Raw genomic sequence first — 17,945 nt, 5'->3', positions numbered from 1 at the left:
TTTTTGTTCATTCAGTCTATGGATGCTGCTCATATCAGTTACGCTTCGTTCTCTTCAGAATTAATCTCTGATCTGTTCTCAGACTTATAACGATAGTCTCCTGCGTCTTTGCTTTCCTTGGATTTGCGGTAACGGGTGAATTCAATATATTCGCTGATAAAAGACTGTTCCACAGTCGATAATTCACTTTCCTGGCAATTCAATTGCCGCAAAACGTCAAAAAAATAATCCTCCCGTTTTTCCCGAACCATCGCTTCCTTCGATGGACGACCAATCATGAGCCAGTCAAGGCTCACATCAAAAAACGAAGCAATCTCAATTAATTTATTCGTACTCGGAATAGACTTGCCACGTTTCCAGTCACCCAGATTGCCTGTGCTAATCTTCAGCTGTTGGCAGAAAGCCTTCTTGGTCATTCCTCGTTCGGCAATCAGGTGTTCAATTCGCTCATAGATCGACTGCATACAAGAACCGCCTTCCAACCGTAATAATCAACTCATCTGCTTGAATTATACCACATTATTCCTGAATGCTCAGCCTTTATATACCTGGAACAGGATAAGGTATAGCGTATAACACAAAGATAGACTTCCATGAATGATCATGAAAGTCTATCTTATAACGTTATTGCTGTGATGCGGTCGAGAGGACTCGAACCTCCACGGGTATACACCCACTACCCCCTCAAGATAGCGTGTCTGCCATTCCACCACGACCGCATATTCAATTGTAAAAATGGTGAGCCATGAAGGGCTCGAACCTTCGACACCCTGATTAAAAGTCAGGTGCTCTACCAACTGAGCTAATGGCTCTTGCTGTAAACTTCACCGGATGTGCCATGCTTCATTCTTGTTTATAAGAGCATTGACTTTGAGGATTTCTCATCGAAAATATAAATCTCATGAGGTGGTGAAGATATGACCCGTAGGGGATTCGAACCCCTGTTACCTCCGTGAAAGGGAGGTGTCTTAACCCCTTGACCAACGGGCCTTAATAACAAGTTGTCTTTCTTGGCGACAAGAATGAGTATACCACAGGACAATTTAAACTTGCAATACTTTTTTAAAAATTTATTTTTCAGGCTTTTTTGTCCATTTCAAACTGTTCTTCATAGAGCATTTTAGTCGACCTCCACATGCACGCCAATGTCACACCTGTACGGGGAAAAAGTAAATTCCTCATCAAAAAACTTACAAAACCTTACGTTGACTTATAATATTGCAAATCGCATTAGGAATACTTATAATTAAAGTATCATGATAAGTACGGTCATCCATACCCTTGGAGGTGACATGTTTGTTTCAAGAAGAACGAATGCAGCTCATTGTTGAACATCTTCACAAACACAATCGCATCTCAGCTGATGATATTGTCACTTTGTTTGATGTATCACGGGATACCGCTCGCAGGGATCTGATCAAGCTTGAGGAACAGGATGCCATCATTCGAACACGTGGCGGTGCAATTCTCCCCCCTCCTCCGCAAAAGTTCAGATCCTACAAAGACCGTTTACTCGATGTATCTGAGGAAAAAAGAGCCATTGGCAAACTCGCTGCCGCTATAGTAAGACAAGGCGAGATCATTATTCTGGATTCTTCCACGACCGTGCAGGCTTGTGCCGAGAATTTGAACGGTAAATCCTGTACCGTCATTACCAATTCGATTCATTCCGCTGATCTTCTCTCCAATCACACGGCTGTCCAGATTCGTTTGCTCGGTGGCAAAGTGGATAAGGAACAACGTTATGTCTATGGTACCTCTGTGATCGAGACACTTTCCCACTATTATGTAGATAAAGCCTTTATCGGAATTGGCGGTATCACCATGGACGGCTTCAGTGCTTCCGAAGAGGAAGGTAAAATTAAACACCAAATGATGAAAGCTGCCAAGAAAGTCATTGTTCTTGCAGATCAATCCAAGTTTGATAAACGATATGGTTATCGTTTTGCTGACTGGTCATTGGTGGATGTATTGATTACGGATCAATGGCCAACCCAAGAATGGCTTGTTTTTCTAGCCGAACAACAGGTTGAGATTCTCATTCCTGAACCTACAGATGATAAGGAGTTGTAAATATATGAAATTATTTGCCACAGATTTAGATGGAACTTTGTTGAACAGAGATAGCCAGATTAGCCCGGAGAATGCCGCAGCCATCCAAAAGGCCCAGCAATCCGGTATGAAAGTTACCATTGCTACAGGACGCGTCTATTCCGATGTGGTGACCATCAGCCGCGAAGGCGGGATCAAAACCCCAATTATCGGCTCTAACGGAGCGACGATTCATGATGCAGACGGTGAACGTCTATTCCATCTTCCGCTTGAGCGCGACACAGCTGCTTCCGTTATGCAGTGGCTGGAAGATCATGATGTCTATTATGAAGCTTCAACGCAACAAGGCATCTATGCCCCACTTAGCAGTCATGAAACCTTGCTCGCAGAGATGGAACGTGTTCTTGGTTCGAACCCTGGTGAGGACATTGCACGCATGATTCGGGGCATTAAGAAACATTATCAAAAAAAAGACTACCACCGGGTAAACAGCCACCTCGAAATTCCGGCAGAAGCCTATATCTATAATATTATGGCCTTCTCCATGAATCCGGACAAAGTAAAAACAGGACGAGAACACTTCGCTTCCCGAACGGATGTCGCTATGGTTGTATCCTTTGAGCACAACTTCGAAATGCAGCACCCGGACGTATCCAAAGGGAATGCTCTCACCAAACTGGCGGCTCACCTGAACATCTCCATGGAAGATACAGCAGCGATCGGGGATAACTTCAACGATGTCTCCATGTTAAAAATGGCAGGACTCGGCATCGCCATGGGTAATGGCGAACCCGAAATCCAGGCATTAGCCAAAGCCATAACGCTGACCAATGTGGAGAACGGCGTTGCACATGCCATTGAGTGCCTGCTTGAAGGTAGACCGGTCTCCCGTCCGGAAACGATTGTTGGAGAAGGACAGTAATCCCGCAACGGAATTAAATACTGAAGCTGCATGGTCGCCTGTAGATCCATGCAGCTTCTCTTCGTTTCATTTCAACTCAGCAGATCGAACGTGAGGCACGTCCTGTAACAAAATAATCAGTTGCTCGCCCCGATATGAACCCGGCAGTTGCAACGTGAACTCAAGCACAGTCTCTTCTATGGAGTCTGTGCTTGAATGCTGTTCTGTCTTAAATCCGATGACCGAGATCTTCTCTTGCCCCAGCAGTGCCAAAACACGTTTCAGGGCCTCTCCCTCATTCTGCAGATGGATGGTTAACGTCTCTGTTCGAGCGGATACCAGCCAGCGTGTGGGCCTATGCAGTAACATCTGTGCTACGACAATAAGCTGTGTCACGCCTGCACCTGTCCAATACAGACCTGAACCGACAGCAAGTCCCATGCCTGCCGTAGCCCATATGCCAGCCGCTGTGGTCAATCCCCTGACCGTGTGGCGCTGTGTGAAGATCATGCCTGCTCCAATGAACCCCACACCGCTAACGACCTGTGCCGCAATCCTTGATGGATCAAGCGACAGATTGGCCCAGCCCGCCTGATCCTGGAATCCATACTTCGATACAATCATCATCAGGGCCGCGCCGACAGCGACTACAAAGTGAGTACGAATTCCCGCCTCTTTCATTCGATTCTTGCGCTCATATCCGATTAACACACCACATATTCCAGCTATGAGTACACGCATCAAATATTCCAATTCCATGCACATCACCTCTTTTACTATGTATATGCTTACATTTGCTATCTTTACTATTACCCAATCTTTCACTGACTACATAAGTTGAATTAAAGATTATTTACACTGGCACTACGATGACAGAACAACCTTCCAATCGCTGTTATCCCCAGATTTTTTCGATTCCCTTTTCTAAAGGGAAAATCCGGTGATAAAGGCGAACGCTTCGCTTCTTCAGTTTTTTTCTGTCCTCTTCGTTATCGTGTAAATGATTAATTCATCTTATACAATAAAAAGCCTTTACTCTGGTCAATTCTCTGACCGAAAATTGCTCCCTTGTCTCTCTCCCAATCCGTAATAATGTCTGAAATTATAGATCAGCGGATGCCATTCTTCTGGATTAATTTTGTTTGGTCCAGATATCAGTCGTGTGTGCACATGTACCTTCAACGCTTTCACTTCCACAATCGCCATGAACGGTGTATGTTCGGGAATGCGTATGTGTTGTACAGCCGCTTCAATCTGGAGCGGACATTCAACTATTTTATCTGGAGCCACCTGAACCGAGCATTCGGATGTCAGTCCAGCTACAGTGAATTTATCATGACAATATTCATAGCCCATCTGCCTTTTCTCCTCAGGAACCGGGTTAACTCCCGTATAACGGCCTAATGCCTCAACCTGTCTCCACATGGTCGCATCTGGTAAATTAATCACACACTCCGGATGTCGAATCAGATTTTCATAGGCTTTCCCCTGTGTACCTATACCTAGCACCAGACAGTCCCCCAGCGCCCAGGATGAGGACAGTGGAGACACGTTGGTTGACCCATCCTCGTTTAATGTACTTAGCAGCAATACAGGGGTACCATAATATAAAATACTGGGATTAATCGTTTCATGTCGTACCACTGTGGAATTTTTGTTCAGCTGCCCAGTAGCAGCCTCCGGTTTCATTATCTTGTTCACCTTGTTCATTTTGTACCTCTCCTGTTCCAATCCATTCGTTTATAAGCTTCGTCTGATCCGTATGGGACGATACAACCGAATTGTAATACAGTAATAGTTCAGATATGATCGAAGTATGAATGTATACCCGAATATCACTGTTATTGCGTCGTTAATCGCTGATCCAAGTCGCTCCATTTTTCTGTCATCCTTACTGGATGGCCGGGCGTTGCCCGCAGGAGAGCTTGCTCATATGGCAGGTGTCACGCCCCAGACGGCAAGCAGTCATCTCGCCAAACTCGTAGAGGGAGGATTACTGGAAGTTGAACAGCAAGGCCGTCACCGATACTACCGTCTTGCAAACAAGGAAATTGCTAATCTGATTGAAACCATGGCCAGTATTGCTCCGCCTGTACAGATCCGCTCTCTCAAACAATCCAATCAGCTTCAACAACTGAGTCATGCACGGACCTGTTATGGTCATCTGGCCGGGAAATTAGGAATCTCGCTCTGTGAAGCCTTACTACAGAAGGGTTATCTTGAAGAGCCCGAAGAGGCACACAGCAAGGATTATCAAGTTACAGAGAAAGGAACACAGTGGTTCACTACGTTTGGAATTAAACTTCAGATGAAGCCAGGATCACGCCGTGCCATCGCTCGCAAATGTCTGGATTGGAGCGAACGCCGTCATCATCTCTCAGGCATGCTTGGGGAACAACTCAGACATCGATTATCGGAACTGGACTGGATTCGTCAAAAAACAGGAAGTCGCTCTGTCGAAGTAACGGAAGCAGGCAAGAAAGGTTTATACGAGGTGCTGGATATTTCACTTTAGCGATACAGAAAAATATACGAAGGATACTCCAAGATGAGAACGCAAAAAATCCCCTTCACACTGAACCGTTATCCGGTCAAATGTGAAGGGGATTTTGGGTTGAATCAGAACGGAGAGAGAGGGATACTCTCACTTCGTTCGAGACTGCGGAGTATTGCTAACGAAGCTTATGCTCCGACGAACCTTTAGGGTTCTCATCCCTTTGCAGAGAAGTTTAATTCAGAACGGAGAGAGAGGGATTCGAACCCTCGCACCGCTTACGCAGTCTAACCCCTTAGCAGAGGGTCCCCTTATAGCCACTTGGGTATCTCTCCAAGAAATGGCTCCCCGAACAGGGCTCGAACCTGTGACAACTCGATTAACAGTCGAGTGCTCTACCAACTGAGCTATCAGGGAAAATTAACTTGAATAAGATTAATTTATCATGATTAATAATCCAAGTCAACATGCCTTCCATCACTTTCTCCAATACATTGAATGATACTCACATCAGATATTCTGAAGGCCCAGCTTTCCCGCGCAACGACCACACCGGTAACGCTTCGGATCTATTTTCCGTTTGCGCAAATATTCCGTACCACAGCTCTTGCACACCAGCTTATAACGATAAGGTAGCGGCTTTCTGCCTTTGCCATCAGGCAGAGATTGACAGTAACGCGAACCGCCCACCTTCTGCAATAAAGCCTTGAATTCCGGGTCACGATGCTGATAGCCGCGTCCACGAATATGCAGATGATAGTGGCACAGCTCATGCTTGATAATTTTTTCAACCTCATCTCGCCCGTAGGCTTCGAGTTGATGCGGATTGATCTCAATCCGGTGACTTTTGAGCATATAACGCCCTCCCGTCGTGGTCAGACGACTGTTAAACAACGCTTCATGGGTGAACGGTACTCCGAAATGATCCAGTGATACCTGTTCAATCCACTGTTGCAACTCCTCATTTTCCATCGGTGTCCTCTCCTTGCACCCCCTCGGAGCATTTGTTTTTCCGGCATAATACTTGAATTTTAACCGTTTCGTAGGCTACACTGTCAAGTAGAATGTATGAGGGGAGATTATTACTCGTTATGCCTACAATGCGCTATGTCATCCTGCAGCAGGAACAACAATTGCAGTTCGTGGAAATGCCGGCGGATTACGCCTATCAACTTAGCGCGCTCAATCTGCGCCTTCACAAGGAGATAGATAAACTCACGGCAGCAGATGTCCCTGTCCTGCCTTGGGCAATCGCCGAATGTGACAACCTCGATCTTCTGAACGAAAATCTTACCATCATCGGCGGCCTTGATTATATCAATGCGCTTGAAGAATCTTTTGCAGTACTACGTGAGAACCATTATCCCTTGATTTCCTTGCTTACTGAAATCCGGGCGCTCCAGGCTCAATTGGAACAATGGTATGAAGAAGAGATGGAAGCTCTCTAATTCATCTGAGGTATCATTTTAAAATGACAAGTTCAAGAAGCGCAACTCCCAGCATTGGGAATTGTGCTTTTTGGCGATTAAGATAATGATTTGGCGGAGCTCCTCACTTAAGCCGCACAGTCCAGGCTATTGCCACATATGCTAACGTACAGATGAATTATGCAAGAGGAGGAGATACCCTTGCCTCAATGGCTTTGCAATCAACTGATGCGTGCATTTCACAAAAAGGATAGCCGCCAAATCAAGTTGCTGAACGAATGCTGGTTCTTTTATCGCAACAAACCAGCAAATGGCACACCACGCAGTGCAGAGAACGAACTTTAAAAGGTTTCCTAAAGTCTGCTTTGGATTATGAAGGATGGCCTTTAGAACACGCACTTTAAGAAAATGCACATATTCCCACCGTACTTATCAGAGGAATTAGAACGGACAACGGGACTATTACTGTCGACAACAAACAGCCTTCCCTGTTCAGGGAAGGCTGTTCTCCAATTCTGTTGCTTATTAAGACTGTTGCGCAGAAGCAGGCTTCTTCATCGTAAGGCCGACACGCCCTTTTTTGGTATCCACATTCATGACCCACACCGTTACATTATCCCCGACAGATACAACATCCATCGGATGTTTAACATATCCGTTGCTGAGCTGTGAGATATGGACAAGCCCATCACTCTTAATCCCAATATCAACAAAGGCACCAAAATCAATAACGTTCCGAACTGTACCTTGCAGCTCCATGCCTTCCACCAGATCCTCAATTTTCAATACATCTGTACGGAAGATTGGCAACGGCATCTCCTCACGCGGGTCACGACCCGGACGCTGCAAGCTGTCCAGAATGTCACGCAATGTAGGCACACCTACGTCCAGTTTCACAGCCAGTTGCTCCGGCTGTTGCTCGGACAGTAACACCGACAGTTCCTTGCTACCGAGCTTGTCCAGTGCAACCTGAAGCTCCTTAAACAGCTGATCCACAACCTTGTAGGACTCCGGGTGAATTGGTGTACGATCCAATGGATTCTCACCCTCACCAATCCGCATAAAGCCTACGCACTGCTCATAGGTTTTGGCACCCAGACGCGGCACCTTCTGAAGCTGACGGCGGTTCGTAAACCGGCCATTCTCTTCACGGTACTTCACAATGTTCTTGGCAATCGTAGCGTTAACTCCAGCCACATATGACAGCAACGAAGGTGAAGCCGTATTCACGTCCACACCGACATGGTTAACTGCAGATTCGACGACAGCCTTCAGGCTTTCTTCCAGAACCTTCTGGGAAACGTCATGCTGATATTGCCCCACACCAATAGCTTTTGGATCAATCTTAACCAACTCCGCAAGCGGATCTTGTACCCGGCGTGCAATGGAAGCTGCACTGCGCTCCGCAACATCCAGATCCGGGAACTCTTCCTGGGCCAGTTTGGATGCAGAATACACACTCGCCCCTGCTTCGTTAACAATCAGATACACCAGACTTTCATCACCGTTCTCCTGAATGATCTCGGCAACAAACTGCTCCGTTTCACGAGATCCGGTACCATTACCAATGACGATCAGTCCGATATCATATTGCTTGATCATGCGGTGGAATACTTCCGCAGCTTCACGTTTCTTGTTGTGTGGTGGCGTTGGATAGGTCACAGCCACTTCCAGCAGCTTGCCCGTATCATCTACGACAGCCAGTTTACAGCCCGTACGATAGGCAGGATCGACACCCAGCACACGTTTGCCATGAATCGGTGGTTGAAGCAATAGATTACGCAGATTGGCCGAGAATACCGAGATGGCCTGATTTTCGCCTTTTTCCGTCAGTTCTCCACGAACTTCACGCTCGATGGAAGGCGCAATAAGCCGCTTGTATGCATCTTCAATCACATCACGCAGGATATCCTGCACGGCAGAAGCACCACGAATGATCTGTCCTTCCATATGACGATGGGCCGGTTCTGCCTGTACGTCCAGGCCAACTTTCAGAATATTCTCACGTTCCCCGCGATTAATCGCGAGAATTCGGTGTGGAGGCATCTTTTTGGCCAGTTCGCGGTAATCATAATAATTCTCGTACACGGACTCTTCTTGAGCATCCTTCGCTTCTGAAGTCAGCATTCCGTGATCCAAGGTGTACCGACGAATCCATGCACGAATGGCAGCATCGTCTGCGATGTTCTCAGCAAGAATGTCTTTGGCTCCCTGAAGTGCCGACTCCGCATCTTCTACGCCCAGTTCAGCATTGATATATTTCGCAGCTTCCTGGAGTACATTGCCTTGCTTCGGTTGACCCCAGATCCATACAGCAAGGGGCTCAAGACCTTTTTCCTTAGCCACGCTTGCACGCGTTTTCCGTTTCTGACGGAACGGACGATACAAATCTTCCACTTCCTGCAGCTTCACAGCCTGGGTAATGGAATTCTTCAGTTCTCCGGTCAGCTTGCCCTGTTCCTCTATAATACGGATGACTTCCAATTTGCGATCCTCAAGATTGCGCAGATAGACAATGCGTTCTTCAATCAATCGCAGCTGGTTCTCATCCAGCTCTCCAGTCATTTCTTTACGGTAGCGGGCGATAAATGGAATCGTATTGCCTTCGTCCAGAAGCTCCGATGTCGTACGGACCTGCTTCAAGGACAGTGACAGTTCCTTGGCTACCTGTTTGATGATTCGTTCATGGCGTTCTGCCTTTATTGTTTCTTCATTGGGTTCCAGAACCGTTTCCTGTTCAGACAAAATAAATCCCTCTTTCCTTCCTGAATCTGAATCGTTCGTTACAATCATTTCAGGGCAGCTTTGCTGCTGTAATTACAGTATAGTTGAACCATTTGTTTTTTCCACTCTATCCTATATTATCACAAAATCACATCCAGATTTCCATCAATCCGCAAGCATACAAGTTCTGACAGAATGATGTCATCCTCCAGCCTTCCCCATTACGGCAAAAAAAGACCGAAAAACGTCATCACGACGCTCCTCGATCCTCCCTTGTTTAAAAACTCTATATACAATAGCAATCTAATAAGTGAAACTACTCATTTACACTATGACGGAGAGGACAGAAAAAACCTGAAAAAGCGAAGCGTTCGCCTTTATCTCCGGATTTTCCCTTTGAGAAAGGGAATCAAAAAATCTGGGGATAACAGTGATTGGAAGGTTATTCTGTCATCGTAGTACCCGTGTAAATAAATTGTAGTTCACTTATCTAGACGCGTTCAAAGCGGAACAGTTCGCTCAGATAGTCTCCTGATGCACTGCCTACCGAAATACCGCCATACATCAAGGCATCGCCGGTAAAGGTCTCTGATCCGCCTTTCAGACGATAATCCGCATTCGGGTCCAATCCTTTCAGCTTCAGGCGCTGAAGTGGCGCATTAGGCTCGGAGAGCACACGGAAGTAGAATACAACCGCTTCACTTCCGTCTGGTGCAATAAACATCCACGCCGTCTCATTGCCTTCAAACGGACTGAGCAAGCGACGGAACGTTCCATATTGCACCGTTCCACGGATCTCCTTGTACAGCTCAACCTGGGCTTTCACGATGTCGTTCTCTTCCTCCGTGAATTTCGTCAGGTCCAGCTCATACCCGAAGTTGCCCGACATCGCCACATGTCCCCGAATCTCAAGAGAAGTGATCCGGTTCACCTGATGATTCGGTACCGCCGAGATATGCGATCCCATGGAGCTCACCGGATACACAAGACTGGTACCATATTGAATCCGCAGACGGGATATCGCATCCGTGTTATCACTCGTCCACGTCTGTGGCATGTAATAGAGCATACCTGGATCGAAGCGGCCACCACCACCTGAACAGCTCTCAAACAAAATGTTCGGGAACGCCGAAGTGATTCGTTCCATAACGTCATACAATCCAAGCATGTAACGGTGCGCAGTCTCACGCTGTCTGTCTGCCGGAAGCAATGCGGAACCCACTTCCGTCATATTGCGGTTCATATCCCATTTCACATAAGTGATTGGTGCAGAACCAAGTACGTCTGTTAACATGCGCACGATCTCATCACGTACATCCTGACGAGAGAAGTCGAGCACCAATTGTTGACGTCCTTCTGTCCGGCGACGGTCAGGAACATGAAGACACCAGTCCGGATGCGCACGATATAACTCACTGTCTGGTGAGATCATCTCAGGCTCAAACCACAGTCCGAACTGCATGTCCAGACCTGTTACGCGGTTTGCCAGATCATCCAGCCCCTGTGGCAATTTGTTTTTATCGACAATCCAGTCACCCAGCGAGGAGTTATCACTGTCCCGGTGTCCAAACCAACCATCATCCAGAACAAACAGCTCAATACCCAGCTTCTGCCCAGCGCGAGCAATCTGTTCAATCTTGTCCGCATTGAAACCAAAGTAAGTCGCTTCCCAGTTATTAACCAGTACCGGGCGCTCCGCATTGCGGAATTTGCCACGTGCCAGACGCTCCCGATACAATTCGTGGTAGGACTGTGACATGCCGTCCAAACCTGCAGCCGAATACACCATAACGGTCTCCGGTGTTTGGAAAGCTTCCTGTGGCTCCAACTTCCAGCTGAACTCGAACGGGTTGATCCCAAGCGATACACGGGTGGTGTGGAACTGATCCACTTCAGCCTGTGCGGTGAAGCTGCCACTATAGACGAGACTGAATCCGTAGACTTCACCTTGATCTTCATCCGTACCTGGTGTCATCAGCGCAATAAATGGATTTTGCTGGTGACTGCTTGAACCGCGACGACTCTCGATGCCTTGCAGGCCTGACGCAAGCGGTCTGCGCACGATATCACGTTCCCGTGTCCAAGCCCCTGACAATTGCAACAATTCATAATCCGCATGCGGGAAATCGACAGAAGAACTGAGCGCACGCACCACATTCACAGCGGTAGCGCTCTCATTCACGATACGCATGGAGCGTGTAATTGCATTAAATGCCGTAAAGGCTGTATAAGAAAGCTCGATCTTGATACCAGCGACGCGGTCTTCCAGCTCAATAACCAACGTCTCTGCTTCGTCATCGGATTCAACGTATGTTGCTGGCAGTCCGGTAAGCGCTGCCTTTCCTTTGACCAATTGATGACCTGTATACGTAAACTCCGAAACCGTTGAGCCATTCTCAAGTTCCAATTGGATTGCAGGGTTACGGAAATCACTCGTGCCATACACTGGCAATTCCACTGGCAACGTATCGAAGGAGATCGTACGATCCTCTGGCACCGGGTTAGGGCTAAAGGATGCTCGTTCTGTCCGTACATGCAACCAGCTCAGATCGGTCTCGCGTAATTTTTTGCCATAATACAAATGCACCAAATATCCTGAAGGCAGTACCTGAAATACGTAACTGGCCTCACGGGTCTGTAAATGAAACTGAAGTTTCTCCTGATTGATGTAAATGCTCATATGTCTCCTCCACCTCTATATATAGGTCTTTCGGGTAAACGGTTTCTCAGGTTTCATTATAGCGAAAAGATCGCCAATGTTCTACGCTTTCATCAAGCTTTAATCAAAAGAGCGTACAACAGCCCGAAGGATGTCATACGCTCTTTTGGTTACAGTCTGAATTCAGTGTGTTCCCTTACAGGAACATCCATTGCCAACGGACAGCAGATCAGCGTACAAGACGCTGGTTACTGCCTAAAAATCGATTAATCCCAGGCTGATCTGCAAGGCTTCGTTGACCAATTTCATGGTCTCCTCGTCCAGATGGGTAATCTTGTCAGTCAGCCTCTGCTTATCGATCGTCCGTATTTGTTCGAGCAAAATAACCGAGTCCCGGTCAAAGCCATGAGCCGCCGCATCAATTTCAACATGCGTTGGCAGCTTTGCCTTCTGGATCTGGGCGGTGATAGCCGCCACAATACAAGTTGGACTAAACCGGTTGCCGATATCATTCTGGATCACCAGAACCGGCCTGACTCCACCTTGCTCGGAACCGACAACGGGAGAAAGATCCGCAAAAAAAACGTCACCACGTTTTACGATCAATGTCTACACCCCGCTAACTAAGCGGTCCAGAGTGCTGTCCGCATCTTCCTCCGCATGAAAGGCTTCGGATGCCATGGTCAGATTAATTTTTGCCATCTCCATGTACCCTCGCTGCATCGTTTCACGGATGTAACGTTTCTTACGCTCCGTTAAATACAGCTTCATAGCCTGCCTAATCAATTCGCTGCGGTTGGAATTCTCCAGCGCTACGATGCCATCCACTTCCTGCAAAAGATAATCAGGTAAACTGATCATGATCCGCTTGGTGTTCTGCAAGTTGGCCACCTTTCTTCCACCCCCACAAACCTTTCGCCATTGTGAACCAGTATTACGTTTTTCCAGAACTTTTATACAAAGGAATATATATGCCCCGAGTATATCAAGTATGCTGTACTCCATTATAAACACGGGGAACAATATTCGTACAGACCAAACATCTCAATTCAGGAATTAAATCCTCACTGTCATACAACATTCGAGATGCTCCGACAGTTTTCCTTCTGTTCTGAAAAAAAGTTTATTGGTAATGACGTCCAGTTTACCTGTCAGGATGTCAAAAGTGGATTAATTTTGGCGACTACTGCTCCCCCACGGGTATATACCCGTGGAATGCGGTGCGCCATCATGCAAATCACTTCATAAGCAATCGTACCGAGCTGGGATGCCACCTCGTCTGCGGTTATAACGCCACCAGACTGATGACCGATGAGGACAACCTCTTCGCCGACTTGAATTTCTTCCGCTTCTTCTGCGAAAGATTGTAACGACACCATACACTGATCCATGCAGATTGTACCGACGACAGGGACGCGGCTGCCGCGTACAAGCACTTGTGCTTTACCTGTCAGCATTCTTGAGTATCCGTCTGCATATCCGATTGGCAGGGTCGCTATTCGTTCGTACCCTTGCGTAAAATAACGGGTTCCGTAACTGATCCCCCAATGGGGTGGCAGTGTTTTGACCAGAACCGCTTTCGTCTTCAGCGTCAATACCGGGGACAGCTTCACCACCTGATGATTCACCTCAGCCGAAGGATACAGTCCGTACAGGCTTATTCCCACACGTACCATATCATAAGACAATTCAGGTGTATCAATGGCAGCGGCGCTGTTCGCCGTATGTATAATCGGGATGGAACATCCCTGATCCCTGAGCGCATGAACCACGCCTTGGAACCGTCGATACTGCTCCAGTGTATAGGTTTTGTCTTCTTCATCCGCTCTGGCAAAATGGGTAAACATGCCTTCCAGCATCACCTGATTAAGCGAAGCTACTTCCTGGATGAAAACCAATGCCTCATCGCCAGGTAATAGACCTAATCGGCCCATACCGCTGTCAATTTTAATATGAACCTTCAGCTTGTTAGCGAATGTGCTCGCATCCAAATGTCGAATGGCGTCAAGCACTTCCCTGCTGAACAGCGTGATGGTCACATCATGTTTCCATGCAGCAGCGATCCCTTCAGGCGGCGTATAACCCAACACCAGAATTGGAATCGTAATCCCATGTTGTCGCAGTTCCAGAGCTTCGTCAAGAAAAGCAACACTTAAGTAATCCACACCCACTCGTTCCAGTTCTCTGGCCATCTCCACCGCTCCGTGCCCATAAGCATTGGCCTTCACACAGGCGAGGAATTTCATGCCCTGAGGCAATGCCTTGCGGAAAGCTTCTACGTTAGTACACAAATGATCCAAATTGATGTCCGCTTGGGTCGGCCGATATTGTCCTTGCACGTTAAGTCACCTTCTCTAATCATCTTAATCCGGCTCACGTCAGACTCCATCGTAATGCTCCTGCATGTGACTGTCAAATGAACCGAAGTTTCACATTCAAAAACAGGTGCAAGGCGCGCCGTTTGAGGAACCAATGTGAATACAGAAGAAGACCGATAAGCGAGATTGACAGGGTATAATTTCACTTTTCACCCCATCAAAGAGCTGCTTATATCGATTATTTACCCGGTTCCCTCTGCATAGAAGCGCATTTTGCATTATTGGATGATGGAGCAGGAAAAATGGTTTCAGATAAATACCTGTCTCTCATCAAACAAAGCACCGGAGAACGGGTCTCCGATGCTTCTTAGCATTCCTTATGTTTATGCAACTATTCGTTCTTTTGTGCAAAAATCATTTGCCTGACTCTTCCTGCATTGATGTTGCAATGCGTACCATTTCGTTCTGAGGCAGGTCTGCACTGGTGATCCGATATTCTATGCCATCTGTCATCCATGTCAGAGTCTTCAATGCATCTCCGCTGATCATTCCCAATGTGAATCCAAGATCCACTACACTGGATGGAGCAAGCGATACAGCTCGATCCTGAGGTCTGGCTTCGAATATCGTGTAATTATAGGTTCCTTCATAACGAAGCATGACCGAATAGTCTCCTGCCTCTTCCAGGATCTGATCATCCTTGAGCTGTACGCCTTCCGGTGCATAGGTTGGTTGAATTACGCCGAAGCTGTCTGCCCCTTCCGGTTCAGCAAGTGTTGGCTCTTCGCCTTCCTGACCTGTTGCGGCCCCCTCTGTACCTTGCTGCTCTGTGTCCCCACCCACACCCGTCTGTCCATCAGTGACAGCTCCTTCTGGTTCAGGCGCAGTCTGAGGATTGGCTGGTTCTTTGCCGCCCTCATTACCGGTTTGCTCCACAGGAGTCACACCGGAGTCGGTTCCTGTCTTGCCGCCTTCTTCAGTACCGGCTGTCATGTTACGTTGCATGTCAAAGGCATCTTTCTCAAATTCAGTCCCGAATTTGAAGGAGTCAAATTTCACATCGACCACAACATTGGCATTGGAGTCGGATACCTCCACCTGTTTAGGTGCATAATCACTTTTGTTCAGCCAGATTTTCTGTCTGACAAGTGCATGTGTATTATAATTGGCAGCTACATCAAATACATAGCTCTCCTTCTCATCCGCAAACTGGCGGGTTGTATCCCCCGTAATGCTCCGAATCAATGTTTCATAGAGATATACCTGTCCTTGATTATCCGGCCAATTGCTCTGAAAACGGAAGCTTTTGTTCTGGCTCGGTGTCAAAACAAACACGCCTTCATCGTTACGCAGTACAATCTGTGTTACATCCTTTTTGGCATTCGTTAATGCAATACGATAATAGGAAGGCTTCTGATGCCATACCTCGACCTTGTACTGCTGCGGCGCATCTCCGGTATGCAGCGTCATCACGCCTGCCCCCTGGTAACTTTCCATCTCTCCTACGACTTCGTTCAGATCTTTGACCACAGCTGCCGCATCCTTCTTCCCGCAGGCGGCAAGTAAGGCCGATAAGACCAATACCATGGCAAGCATCCATGATATTCGGCGCATGACATCATCCCCTTTAGCACATGTTTTCACTTCAGGATTGTGCTTGCAGCAGAACCCCTACTTGATTAGTACATGTTATGAGGGACTTGTTCGATATATGCGGACTAGTTTGACAAGCAATCGGTGAAGTCGGTTAATACGGCATTGCTACGCAAAATCAGTCTCGGGTAGGATGTTAACTTTATCCAGAAAAGGCATAGTGAATTGTAGGGAATTATTCGTTTTATTGACTATGGGGAGGGAAGGATATGACAAGAACAAAGCTTCGCACATCACTGGAAGGACTGGATGAGTTCATTGATGATCAACTTCAACTATGGAATGGTGTCGGTACAGCGGTGGCTGTGATCCATAAGGATGAGGTCATCTGGCAAAAAGGCTACGGTTATCGTGACCTGGAATCCAAACTTGAAGTTACCCCTAATACGTTGTTTGCCATCGGTTCAAGTACCAAAGCCTTTACTGCAGCAACCGCGGCTCTCCTGGTTGATCAAGGAATACTGGATTGGGATGCCCCCGTGAAGTCGTACATGAAAGACTTCAAAATGTTCGATCCGGTCGCAACAGAACGTCTAACTATTCGCGACATGTTGTGTCATCGTTCCGGTCTTCCAAGGCATGAGTTGGTATGGTACAACTCCCCACGTACAAGAGAAGAACTTGTACACGCATTACAGTATCTGGAGCCAAATCAAGATTTCCGTAACAAATGGCAGTATCAAAACCTGATGTACATGACAGCCGGTTACCTTGTTGCACAGCTCAATGAAACTTCGTGGGAGCAGATGGTTCAAAATTCCCTATTTAATCCGCTCGGGATGAACTCAAGTCTGTTCTCAGTTGAAGAAATGCAACTCCAGTCAGACTATGCTTACCCTTACCTAGAGAAAGAGGGTCAGAATACGAGAATACCATTTCGTGTCATTGATGCCATAGGACCTGCTGGTTCCATTAACAGTAATCTAGTCGATATGATCGCATGGCTTCAATTCCAATTGAAACAAGGTCAATGGGAAGGAGCGTCACTGATCTCTAAGGAACAGATGAAGATTATGCATAGTCCTCAGATGACTAGTGATTCGCCGTTCATAAGCCAAGAGCTACCTGTGAGTACATATGGTCTCGGGTGGATGATTGAGCCTTATCGTGGACATGCCATGATTCATCATGGTGGGGCTATTGATGGCTTTGCATCACAAGTTGCCTTTTTGCCAGAGGAGCAGATTGGAATCGTGGTTCTGAGCAATACCAACGGAAGTATAATTCCGTATACGGTTGCTTTTCATATCATGGACCGACTGCTTGGGCTTGAGCCTGTCAACTGGAGTTCCAAATTAAGCATATTAATGGGGAAAGAATCAGAAGAAACGGAGGTTAATCCGGAGAATCCTTTGGAAGTGCCTATTCAAGCAGACACTGCCGTTGAAGAAAAAATGGAAGAACCTCTCATCATACCTTGTGATCGACCTTACACCGCTTATGCGGGTATTTACACGCATCCTGGTTATGGCGAGATGTCTATTCAGGAAACAACGAACGGGTTGCAGGCAACCTTTAACGCCCTCGAAATGCCCATGGAATACACCGGAAAAGATACGTTCTCTGTCGAACTGGTCACATTCGGTCTGAAGGTCACATATACGTTCACCCTGAACGAATCATCAGAAGTTGCTCAATCCATCTCCATTCCTTTGTTGCTTGAACCGGGTACAAAACCGATTGAATTCAACAGGGTTTCGTAAATGATCTGAACTGG

General features: G+C 47.0%; 17 protein-coding genes and 5 tRNA genes. 7 read left to right on the top strand and 15 right to left on the bottom strand.

Annotation, left to right across the window (positions count from 1 at the left end; genetic code table 11):
* Nucleotides 1-38 precede the first annotated feature (38 nt).
* From MKZ12_RS06910 to MKZ12_RS06895, 4 genes are all read right to left on the bottom strand, one after another.
* Nucleotides 39-464 carry a helix-turn-helix domain-containing protein gene (locus MKZ12_RS06910; RefSeq protein WP_339240376.1) on the bottom strand — a complete coding sequence of 142 codons (426 nt, stop codon included), beginning with the start codon at nt 462-464 and terminating at the stop codon, nt 39-41.
* 172 nt (nt 465-636) lie between these two features.
* Nucleotides 637-719: transfer RNA gene (locus tag MKZ12_RS06905), tRNA-Leu, on the bottom strand.
* Nucleotides 720-736: 17 nt separating this feature from the next.
* A tRNA-Lys gene (locus MKZ12_RS06900) sits at nt 737-812 on the bottom strand.
* Nucleotides 813-918: 106 nt separating this feature from the next.
* Nucleotides 919-990: transfer RNA gene (locus MKZ12_RS06895), tRNA-Glu, on the bottom strand.
* A 306-nt stretch (nt 991-1,296) separates the two neighbouring features.
* On the opposite strand from MKZ12_RS06895, the gene MKZ12_RS06890 reads away from it, so the two are divergent.
* Entirely contained in the window at nt 1,297-2,073 is a 777-nt protein-coding gene (locus MKZ12_RS06890) for a DeoR/GlpR family DNA-binding transcription regulator (protein ID WP_339259497.1), read from the top strand.
* Between the two features lie 4 nt (nt 2,074-2,077).
* Entirely contained in the window at nt 2,078-2,974 is an 897-nt protein-coding gene (locus MKZ12_RS06885; RefSeq protein ID WP_339240373.1) for a Cof-type HAD-IIB family hydrolase, read from the top strand.
* 66 nt (nt 2,975-3,040) lie between these two features.
* Here MKZ12_RS06885 and MKZ12_RS06880 read toward each other — a convergent pair whose 3' ends face one another.
* Together MKZ12_RS06880 and MKZ12_RS06875 are read right to left on the bottom strand one after the other, a co-directional pair.
* Complete coding sequence (locus MKZ12_RS06880; protein WP_339259495.1) at nt 3,041-3,712, bottom strand: MgtC/SapB family protein; 672 nt, start codon at nt 3,710-3,712, stop codon at nt 3,041-3,043.
* A gap of 282 nt (nt 3,713-3,994) precedes the next feature.
* Nucleotides 3,995-4,642, bottom strand: coding sequence for a flavin reductase family protein (locus MKZ12_RS06875; RefSeq protein ID WP_339261341.1), 648 nt, complete (start codon nt 4,640-4,642; stop codon nt 3,995-3,997).
* Nucleotides 4,643-4,769: 127 nt separating this feature from the next.
* Here MKZ12_RS06875 and MKZ12_RS06870 point away from each other — a divergent pair, with 127 nt between their 5' ends.
* Both MKZ12_RS06870 and MKZ12_RS06865 read left to right on the top strand, forming a co-directional pair.
* A complete protein-coding gene (locus MKZ12_RS06870; protein ID WP_339259493.1) occupies nt 4,770-5,468 on the top strand; it encodes a winged helix-turn-helix domain-containing protein in 699 nt (232 codons plus the stop codon).
* Nucleotides 5,469-5,501: 33 nt separating this feature from the next.
* Entirely contained in the window at nt 5,502-5,657 is a 156-nt protein-coding gene (locus MKZ12_RS06865; protein WP_339259491.1) for a hypothetical protein, read from the top strand.
* Between the two features lie 36 nt (nt 5,658-5,693).
* Here the strand turns inward: MKZ12_RS06865 and MKZ12_RS06860 are convergent.
* The 3 genes from MKZ12_RS06860 to MKZ12_RS06850 all read right to left on the bottom strand — a co-directional run bounded on the left by MKZ12_RS06860 (nt 5,694) and on the right by MKZ12_RS06850 (nt 6,419).
* A tRNA-Ser gene (locus MKZ12_RS06860) sits at nt 5,694-5,782 on the bottom strand.
* Nucleotides 5,783-5,788: 6 nt separating this feature from the next.
* A tRNA-Asn gene (locus tag MKZ12_RS06855) sits at nt 5,789-5,864 on the bottom strand.
* A gap of 93 nt (nt 5,865-5,957) precedes the next feature.
* Nucleotides 5,958-6,419, bottom strand: a complete 462-nt coding sequence (locus tag MKZ12_RS06850) for a SprT family protein (RefSeq protein WP_036669054.1) — start codon at nt 6,417-6,419, stop codon at nt 5,958-5,960.
* A 119-nt stretch (nt 6,420-6,538) separates the two neighbouring features.
* On the opposite strand from MKZ12_RS06850, the gene MKZ12_RS06845 reads away from it, so the two are divergent.
* Together MKZ12_RS06845 and cmpA are read left to right on the top strand one after the other, a co-directional pair.
* Nucleotides 6,539-6,895 (top strand): hydrolase/acyltransferase, encoded by a 357-nt coding sequence (locus MKZ12_RS06845; RefSeq protein ID WP_339259489.1) that lies wholly within the window; start codon nt 6,539-6,541, stop codon nt 6,893-6,895.
* A 180-nt stretch (nt 6,896-7,075) separates the two neighbouring features.
* Complete coding sequence (cmpA, locus tag MKZ12_RS06840) at nt 7,076-7,219, top strand: cortex morphogenetic protein CmpA (RefSeq protein WP_017690033.1); 144 nt, start codon at nt 7,076-7,078, stop codon at nt 7,217-7,219.
* A 180-nt stretch (nt 7,220-7,399) separates the two neighbouring features.
* Here cmpA and MKZ12_RS06835 read toward each other — a convergent pair whose 3' ends face one another.
* The 6 genes from MKZ12_RS06835 to MKZ12_RS06810 form a co-directional block, all read right to left on the bottom strand.
* Nucleotides 7,400-9,619, bottom strand: coding sequence for a Tex family protein (locus MKZ12_RS06835; RefSeq protein ID WP_339240369.1), 2,220 nt, complete (start codon nt 9,617-9,619; stop codon nt 7,400-7,402).
* A gap of 469 nt (nt 9,620-10,088) precedes the next feature.
* Nucleotides 10,089-12,278, bottom strand: coding sequence for an alpha-galactosidase (locus MKZ12_RS06830; protein ID WP_339259487.1), 2,190 nt, complete (start codon nt 12,276-12,278; stop codon nt 10,089-10,091).
* Nucleotides 12,279-12,512: 234 nt separating this feature from the next.
* Entirely contained in the window at nt 12,513-12,863 is a 351-nt protein-coding gene (locus MKZ12_RS06825) for a type II toxin-antitoxin system PemK/MazF family toxin (RefSeq protein ID WP_024630714.1), read from the bottom strand.
* A gap of 3 nt (nt 12,864-12,866) precedes the next feature.
* Nucleotides 12,867-13,148 (bottom strand): ribbon-helix-helix protein, CopG family, encoded by a 282-nt coding sequence (locus MKZ12_RS06820; protein WP_017690037.1) that lies wholly within the window; start codon nt 13,146-13,148, stop codon nt 12,867-12,869.
* A gap of 260 nt (nt 13,149-13,408) precedes the next feature.
* Complete coding sequence (alr, locus tag MKZ12_RS06815) at nt 13,409-14,596, bottom strand: alanine racemase (RefSeq protein WP_339259486.1); 1,188 nt, start codon at nt 14,594-14,596, stop codon at nt 13,409-13,411.
* A 393-nt stretch (nt 14,597-14,989) separates the two neighbouring features.
* Nucleotides 14,990-16,189, bottom strand: a complete 1,200-nt coding sequence (locus MKZ12_RS06810; RefSeq protein ID WP_339240365.1) for a DUF4367 domain-containing protein — start codon at nt 16,187-16,189, stop codon at nt 14,990-14,992.
* A gap of 248 nt (nt 16,190-16,437) precedes the next feature.
* On the opposite strand from MKZ12_RS06810, the gene MKZ12_RS06805 reads away from it, so the two are divergent.
* A complete protein-coding gene (locus tag MKZ12_RS06805) occupies nt 16,438-17,931 on the top strand; it encodes a serine hydrolase (RefSeq protein WP_339259484.1) in 1,494 nt (497 codons plus the stop codon).
* Nucleotides 17,932-17,945: the final 14 nt, after the last annotated feature.

This window comes from Paenibacillus sp. FSL R5-0713, assembly GCF_037973325.1.
In the GTDB taxonomy this organism is placed as follows: Bacteria; Bacillota; Bacilli; order Paenibacillales; family Paenibacillaceae; genus Paenibacillus.
Note: the sequence above shows the minus strand (reverse complement) of the source record. Positions and strands in the feature narration are given on the sequence as shown.